At 74.0% G+C, this 7,330-nt stretch carries 9 protein-coding genes; 1 reads left to right on the top strand and 8 read right to left on the bottom strand.

The features are described 5' to 3' along the window. A partial coding sequence (locus ACR807_RS02665; protein WP_438919545.1) for an AMIN-like domain-containing (lipo)protein occupies positions 1-216 on the top strand: 216 nt, incomplete at its 5' end. Position 217: 1 nt separating this feature from the next. Here the strand turns inward: ACR807_RS02665 and ACR807_RS02660 are convergent. From ACR807_RS02660 to ACR807_RS02625, 8 genes are all read right to left on the bottom strand, one after another. Next, positions 218-886, bottom strand: coding sequence for a response regulator transcription factor (locus ACR807_RS02660; protein WP_438919544.1), 669 nt, complete (start codon positions 884-886; stop codon positions 218-220). A 6-nt stretch (positions 887-892) separates the two neighbouring features. Further along, positions 893-1,960: a prolipoprotein diacylglyceryl transferase gene (gene lgt, locus ACR807_RS02655; RefSeq protein WP_438919556.1), complete on the bottom strand. Its 1,068-nt coding sequence runs from the start codon at positions 1,958-1,960 to the stop codon at positions 893-895. After that, positions 1,957-2,106: a hypothetical protein gene (locus tag ACR807_RS02650; protein WP_438919543.1), complete on the bottom strand. Its 150-nt coding sequence runs from the start codon at positions 2,104-2,106 to the stop codon at positions 1,957-1,959. The genes lgt and ACR807_RS02650 overlap by 4 nt, the downstream gene beginning before the upstream one ends. Positions 2,107-2,139: 33 nt before the next feature. Further along, positions 2,140-2,925, bottom strand: a complete 786-nt coding sequence (gene trpA / locus ACR807_RS02645; protein ID WP_438919542.1) for a tryptophan synthase subunit alpha — start codon at positions 2,923-2,925, stop codon at positions 2,140-2,142. Further along, positions 2,922-4,145, bottom strand: coding sequence for a tryptophan synthase subunit beta (gene trpB / locus ACR807_RS02640; RefSeq protein WP_438919541.1), 1,224 nt, complete (start codon positions 4,143-4,145; stop codon positions 2,922-2,924). The genes trpA and trpB overlap by 4 nt, the downstream gene beginning before the upstream one ends. Positions 4,146-4,170: 25 nt before the next feature. Then, entirely contained in the window at positions 4,171-4,980 is an 810-nt protein-coding gene (gene trpC / locus ACR807_RS02635; protein WP_438919540.1) for an indole-3-glycerol phosphate synthase TrpC, read from the bottom strand. 199 nt (positions 4,981-5,179) lie between these two features. Then, positions 5,180-5,722 (bottom strand): Trp biosynthesis-associated membrane protein, encoded by a 543-nt coding sequence (locus ACR807_RS02630; RefSeq protein WP_438919539.1) that lies wholly within the window; start codon positions 5,720-5,722, stop codon positions 5,180-5,182. Further along, positions 5,715-7,256 (bottom strand): anthranilate synthase component I, encoded by a 1,542-nt coding sequence (locus tag ACR807_RS02625; protein ID WP_438919538.1) that lies wholly within the window; start codon positions 7,254-7,256, stop codon positions 5,715-5,717. The genes ACR807_RS02630 and ACR807_RS02625 overlap by 8 nt, the downstream gene beginning before the upstream one ends. Positions 7,257-7,330: the final 74 nt, after the last annotated feature.

The raw sequence follows: 7,330 nt of genomic DNA, 5'->3' as shown, positions 1-7,330 counted from the left end.
ACCTGCTACGTCCCCGCCGACCGCGAGGAGACGTACTCGCCGGCGAACCGGTCCGAGCTGGTCGACGTGACCGGCTACGCCACGTTCCGGCAGGCCGCGTGGGCCGGGTCGTTCGAGGGCCGGTCGACGATCGGCCTGGGCACCCGCGCCCTGCTGCCGTTCCGGGTGTTCACCCTGCCGGGGCGGGTCGTCGTGGACGTCGCGCACACCTGGTGAGCTACGGGGTGTGGGCCGCCACGCGGTAGCCCACACCCCGGACCGTCTCGATGCGCAGGGCGTCGCCGAGCTTGCCGCGCAGCGCCGCGATGTGGGTGTCGAGGGTGCGCGACGGCGCCTCCCAGTGCGCCTGCCACACCTGGTCCACGATCAGGTCGCGGCTGACCACCGTGCCCGCGCGGCCGACGAGCAGCGCGAGCAGGTCGAACTCCTTGCGGGTCAGGGGCACCGGCTCGCCGTCGACCCTGGCCTCCCGGCTCGCCGGGTCCAGGGTCAGCGGGCCCAGGGTGACCTCGTGCTCGCGCTCGGCGGCCCGGGCCGACCGGGTGCGGCGCAGCACCGCCTCGACGCGGGCCAGCAGCTCGGCCGTGCCGAACGGTTTCACCACGTAGTCGTCGGCGCCCAGGCGCAGGCCCAGGACCCGTTCGCGCTCCTCGCCGCGGGCGGTGACGGTGATGATCGCCGTGCCCGTGCGGTGGCGCAGCTCGCGCAGCACGTCCAGGCCGTCGCCGTCGGGCAGGCCCAGGTCGAGCAGCACCACGTCCGCCGCCGGCGCGGTCAGCGCCGCCGCCGCCGTGCCCACCCGGTGGACCTCGTAGCCCGCGTGCTTGAGGGCGGTGAGCAGGCCGCGCGCCACCCGGTCGTCGTCCTCGACGACGAGGATGCGCACGCCGCCCTACCGCTCCGGCCCGTCGCCGCCGCCCGCGGGCCCGTTGTCGGCGGGCCCGTCGTCCGGCACCGTCTTCTTCCCCGGCTCCGGCGCGCCGGCCGGCTCGTGCGCCACGTCGTCCTCGGGCCCGTCCCCGGCCGCGCCGGCGGACCCCTCGGCGGGCTTGCCGGCGGCCGTCGCACCGCCCCCGGCCTCGGTGCCCTCGGCGTCCGGGTCGGGCCGCACGACGACCTCCCGGTCGCCCCGCTTCGCGGCCAGCACGAAGTAGACGACCGCGCCGACGAACACCACGACCGACGTGATCACGTTGATGCGCAGGCCGAAGACCTCGGTCGCCGGGTCGGTCCGCATCAGCTCGATCCAGAACCGGCCCGCCGTGTAGCCCGCGACGTAGAGCGCGAACACCCGGCCGTGGCCGAGGCGGAACCTGCGGTCGGCCCACACGATCAGCAGCGCGACGCCGAGGTTCCACAGCAGCTCGTAGAGGAACGTCGGGTGCACGACCTCGATCGGCGTGTGGTCCAGCGCGACGCCGGCCAGGTCGTCCTTGAAGCCGGTGTCCGGGTTGACCCGCTCGTAGATCTCCAGGCCCCACGGCAGCGTGGTGGGACCGCCGTACAGCTCCTGGTTGAAGTAGTTGCCGAGGCGGCCGATGGCCTGCGCGACCACGATGCCGGGCGCCAGCGCGTCCGCCATCGCGGGCAGCGGGATGCCCTTGCGGCGGCACGCGATCCACGCGCCCACGCCGCCCAGCGCGATGGCGCCCCAGATGCCCAGGCCGCCGTTCCAGATGGCCAGCGCGTCCAGCGGGTTGCGGCCCTCGCCGAAGTACTTGTGGTAGTCCGTCGCCACGTGGTAGAGCCGGCCGCCGACCAGGCCGAACGGCACCGCGAACACCGCGATGTCCGTGACCTCGCCCTTCAGCCCGCCGCGGGCCACCCACCGGCGCTCGCCCCACCAGATCGCCACCACGATGCCGGCGATGATGCAGAGGGCGTAGGCGCGGAGCGGGATCGGTCCGAGCTGCCACACGCCCTGGTCGGGGCTCGGGATCGTCGCGAGGTAAGTCGTCACCACGCCGACCACCGTAGTGGGTGGCCGGGGGTGCTCTGCGCCGACAGCTCGATTGTTACCGGGAAGGGTCGTTCGAGCCGGAGCACGCCGTCCTGGCCGCGCGCCGCCTCGACGTGCTCGACGCCGTCCGGCGTCCGGGGACCCACCCCCGAACGGGCTGGTTCACTCGAACGTGCGTGCTACACGGCAGCCGCCGTGCGGCGCACCCCGCCCGCCAGCTCCTCGGTCAGCGCGGCCACCGTGCCGTCCTGTACCGCCGACACGAACGCCGACCCGACGATGACCCCGTCCGCGAACCCGGCCAGCTCCGCCGCCTGCGCGCCGTTGCGCACGCCCAGCCCCACGCCCACCGGCAGGTCGGTGTGCTCGCGCACCCGCCCGACCAGCGCCGGGGCGGCCGAGGACACGACGTCGCGCGCCCCCGTCACGCCCATCACCGAGGTCGCGTACAGGAACCCGCTCGACGCCCGGGCGGTCATCGCGACGCGCTCCTCGGTGGACGACGGCGCGACCAGGAAGATCCGGTCCAGGTCGTGGGCGCGCGCCGCGGCGATCCACTCCTCGCCCTCGTCGGGCACCAGGTCGGGGGTGATGACGCCGAGCCCGCCGGCCGCCGCGAGGTCGCGCGCGAAGCGGTCCACGCCGTAGGCCAGCACCGGGTTCCAGTAGGTCATGACGACCGCCCGGCCACCCGCCGACGCGACCGACTCGACCACGCCGAACAGGTCGCGCACCCGGAAGCCCTCGCGCAGCGCGGTCTCGGCGGCGCGCTGGATGGTGGGCCCGTCCATCACCGGGTCGGAGAACGGCAGGCCGACCTCCACCAGGTCGCACCCGGACGACACCATCGTCCGCAGCACGTCCTTCGAGCCCTCGACGGTCGGGTACCCGGCGGGCAGGTAGCCGATCAGCGCCGCGCGCGACTCGGCCCGGCACGCCTCGAACAGCGGGGACAGCCTGCTCATGCGTCCACTCCCAGCCCGAACCACTTGACGGCGGTGTCCATGTCCTTGTCGCCGCGACCGGACAGGTTCACCAGGATCAGCGACTCCGGTCCCAGCTCGCGGCCGAGCTTGATCGCACCGGCCAGGGCGTGCGCCGACTCGACCGCCGGGATGATGCCCTCCTCGCGGGAGAGCAGGGCGAACGCGTCCATCGCCTCGGCGTCGGTCACCGGCCGGTACTCGGCGCGCCCGATGTCCTTGAGGTGGGCGTGCTCGGGGCCGACGCCGGGGTAGTCCAGGCCCGCCGAGATGGAGTGCGCCTCGGCGATCTGCCCGTCGGCGTCCTGGAGCACGTACGACATGGCGCCGTGCAGCGAGCCGGGCGTGCCCTTGGTGAGCGTGGCGCCGTGCCGCGCGGTCTCGACGCCGTCGCCGCCCGGCTCCAGGCCGACCAGCCGCACGGACGGGTCGTCGATGAAGCCGTGGAAGATGCCGATCGCGTTGGACCCGCCGCCGACGCACGCGGCGACGACGTCGGGCAGGCGACCGGCCTTCTCCAGGATCTGCTGCCGCGCCTCGATGCCGATGACCCGGTGGAAGTCGCGCACGAGCACCGGGAACGGGTGCGGCCCCGCCGCGGTGCCCAGCAGGTAGTGCGTGTCGTCGACGTTGGCGACCCAGTCGCGCAGCGCCTCGTTGATCGCGTCCTTGAGCGTCCGCGAGCCGTTCTTGACCGGGATGACCTGCGCGCCGAGCAGCCGCATCCGGGCCACGTTGAGCGCCTGCCGCTCGGTGTCGACCTCGCCCATGTAGACGACGCAGTCCAGGCCCATGAGCGCGCAGGCGGTGGCCGTGGCCACGCCGTGCTGGCCGGCGCCGGTCTCGGCGATGACCCGCTTCTTGCCCATGCGCTTGGTCAGCAGCGCCTGGCCCAGCACGTTGTTGATCTTGTGCGAGCCGGTGTGGTTGAGGTCCTCGCGCTTGAGGAACACCCGTGCGCCGCCCGCGTGCGCCGCGAACTTCGGCGCCTCGGTGAGCAGCGACGGGCGTCCGGCGAAGTCGCGCAGCAGCCGGGCGAACTCGTCCAGGAACTCCGGGTCGACCCGCGCCTTCTCGTAGAACGCGGCGAGCTCGTCCACCGCCGCGATCAGGGCTTCCGGCATGAACCGGCCGCCCCACGGCCCGAAGTGACCCCGCTCGTCCGGGTCGTGGGGTGTCGGAGCCAACTGGCCGCGCGACATGCGCACTCCTCCTACCGGCTGTGTCTTACCTGCTGGGCCGGGGGCACGCGGGGTGGGACCCCGCCGTCACCAGCTTGTTCACCGCGACCTTGGGGTCGCCGCTCGTCACCAGGCTCTCGCCGACCAGCACCGCGTCGGCGCCCGCGCCCGCGTACGACATCAGGTCGCCCGGCCCGGTGACCCCGGACTCGGCGATCTTGATCGTGTCGAAGGGCAGGCCGGGCGCGATCCGCCCGAAGACGTCCTTGTCCACTTCCAGGGTGTGCAGGTTGCGGGCGTTCACGCCGATGACGCTCGCCCCCGCCTCCAGCGCGCGGTCGGCCTCCTCGGCCGTGTGCACCTCGACCAGGGCGGTCATGCCCAGCGACTCGACCCGGTCCAGCAGCGAGACCAGCGCGTTCTGCTCCAGCGCCGCCACGATCAGCAGCACCAGGTCGGCGCCGTGCAGGCGCGCCTCGTGCACCTGGTACGGGCTGACGATGAAGTCCTTGCGCAGCAGGGGGACGCCCACCGCCGCGCGCACCGCGTCGAAGTCCTCCAGCGAACCGCCGAAGCGGCGCTGCTCGGTCAGCACGCTGATGCACCGCGCGCCGCCCAGCTCGTACTGGACGGCCAGCTCCGCGGGCTCGGGGATCTCGGCCAGCGCCCCCTTCGAGGGGCTGCGCCTCTTGACCTCGGCGATCACCCCCACGCCCGGCCCGCGCAGGATCGACATCACGTCCTGCGGCGGCGCGACCTTGGCCGTCTTGGCCCTCAGCACGTCGAAGGGCAGTGCCGCCTCGCGCACGGCGAGGTCTTCGCGGACGCCTTCGATGATCGACTCGAGAACGGTCATCCGAGCACCTCGCCCGACTCCGTCAGACCTTCCGGTTCCCTCGCAAGCTCCCGCACGTCATGCTCCCCTTCCCGCCACGTGGATGCTAACCCCGTCGCGGACCGACTCCGGCCACCGGGGTCGCCGCGTTCACGCTGCTGATAAGGGTCCTCACGAGCCCACGTGCGCAAACGTGCGGCACCGGCCGGTCCGGCGGGCGTCACTCCCGCTCGGTCGGGTCGTCCCCGCGCTCCAGCGCGTTCCACAGCTCGCGCTCGGGGTCGGCGCTCCGCCGCGCCGCGCCGGGCGTCTGGTAGCCGCCGCCCAACCGGGGCATCGCCGCGCCCCTGACCAGCAGCAGCAGGCCCGCCGCGGCCATCAGCAGCAGGCCCAGGAGGACGACCGCGTACGCCGCCGCCGGCGGGGAGGCCGCGGTCACCATCCGGCTGACCGCGACGGCCGCGAGCAGCACCAGGGCGCCCAGCACCCGGCGCATCCAGCCCGCGAGCGCCACCGCGGCGGCGACGGCGGCCACGCAGAACAGCGCCACCGGCACCAGGGCGGGCTGGACCTCGGCGCCGGTGGCCTCCGGCTTCACCCGGGTGGCGCCCCAGGTCATGGTCGAGGTGGCCCACAGCGCGCCGGCGGCCAGCAGGAGCAGCAGCACGGCGATCCACAGTGGACGCCTCCGGGCCGCCCCCGCCCGCGCCGCCGCCGCGGCTTCGGGGTCGGCTTCGGGCCGGTGCGGGTCGTGGTCAGACACCGGCCGGGTCCACCGCCGGGGCCATCGTCTGCGCGGTGGCGATGGCCGACAGGACAGCGCCCGCCTTGTTCAGGCACTCGTTGTCCTCGGCCACGGGGTCCGAGTCGGCCACGATGCCGCCGCCGGCCTGCACGTACGCCACCCCGTCGCGCACCAGGGCGGTCCGGATGGCGATGGCGGTGTCCGCGTCGCCCGCGAAGTCCAGGTAGCCGACGACGCCGCCGTACAGGCCGCGCCGGGTGGGCTCCAGCTCCTCGATCAGCTCCATCGCGCGCGGCTTGGGCGCGCCGGACAGGGTGCCCGCCGGGAAGCAGGCGGCCACCGCGTCGAACGCGGTCCTCCCCTCGGCCAGCTCGCCGCTCACCGTGGACACGATGTGCATGACGTGCGAGTACCGCTCGACCTTGAAGAAGTCGACCACGGTCACCGAGCCCGGCTTGCACACCCGGCCCAGGTCGTTGCGACCCAGGTCGACGAGCATGAGGTGCTCGGCGCGCTCCTTGTGGTCGGCCAGCAGGTCCTTCTCCAGCAGCGCGTCCTCCTCGGCGTCCACGCCGCGCCACCGGGTGCCCGCGATGGGGTGCGTGGTCGCCTTGCCGTCGCGCACCGTGACCAGGGACTCCGGGCTGCACCCGACGATGTCGAAGTCGTCCAGCCGCAGCAGGTACATGTACGGGCTGGGGTTGGACGTGCGCAGCACGCGGTAGATGTCGAGCGGGTCGGCGTCGGTGCGCATCTCGAACCGCTGCGAGAGCACGACCTGGAACGCCTCGCCCGCGCGGATGGCCTCCTTGGCCTTCTCCACGACCGCGTGGTGCTCCTCGCGCGTGCGCCGCCGGGTGAACTCCGGCTTGGGGCGGGAGAACACGGCGGCCGTCGCCGGGGCTGCGGACTGGAGGTCCCGGGTCATCCGGTCCAGCCGGGCCACCGCGTCGTCGTAGGCCGCGTCCACGCGCTCCGGGGAGTCGTCCCAGTTGATGGCGTTCGCGATGAGCGTGACGGTGCCCTCGTGGTGGTCCAGCGCCGCGAGGTCGGTGGCGAGCAGCATCACCAGTTCGGGGACCCGCAGGTCGTCCTCGGCGAGTTCGGGCAGCCGCTCCAGGCGGCGCACCGCGTCGTAGCCGATGTAGCCGACCATGCCGCCGGTCAGCGGGGGCAGGCCGGGCAGCGGGTCGGTGCGCAGCACCTCGATGGTCTCGCGCAGCGCCACCATGGGGTCGCCGCCCTCGGGCAGGCCCACGGGGTGCGGCCCGATCCAGGACGCCTCGCCGCCGGTGGCGGTCAGCGCGCCCGCGCTGCGCGCGCCGACGAACGACCAGCGCGACCAGGAGCGGCCGTTCTCGGCCGACTCGAACAGGAACGTGCCCGGCCGGTCCGCCGCCAGCTTGCGGTACAGGCCGACCGGGGTCTCGGCGTCCGCCAGGAGCCGCCGCACCACGGGGACCACCCGCCGCTCGGCGGCCAGCTCGCGGAACTCCTCGCGCGTGGGACTGACCTCGCCCAGACCCGCGCCTGCACCGATGAGGCTCACCATGGGCGACATTGTGACCGATGCCGGCGGGAGGTCCCGCGCCCGGTGAAGTCCATCGTCCGCCGAACGATTTGCGG

It is taken from the genome of Saccharothrix sabaoui (assembly GCF_051756985.1).
In the GTDB taxonomy this organism is placed as follows: Bacteria; Actinomycetota; Actinomycetes; order Mycobacteriales; family Pseudonocardiaceae; genus Actinosynnema.
This window is presented reverse-complemented; position numbering and strand designations above follow the sequence as displayed.

Excerpts from the sequence above, each read along its gene's own strand:
- ACR807_RS02625 (WP_438919538.1), bottom strand. The coding sequence starts at position 7,256 with ATGGTGAGCCTCATCGGTGCAGGCGCGGGTCTGGGCGAGGTCAGTCCC.
- trpC (WP_438919540.1), bottom strand. The coding sequence starts at position 4,980 with ATGACCGTTCTCGAGTCGATCATCGAAGGCGTCCGCGAAGACCTCGCC.
- trpA (WP_438919542.1), bottom strand. The coding sequence starts at position 2,925 with ATGAGCAGGCTGTCCCCGCTGTTCGAGGCGTGCCGGGCCGAGTCGCGC.
- trpB (WP_438919541.1), bottom strand. The coding sequence starts at position 4,145 with ATGTCGCGCGGCCAGTTGGCTCCGACACCCCACGACCCGGACGAGCGG.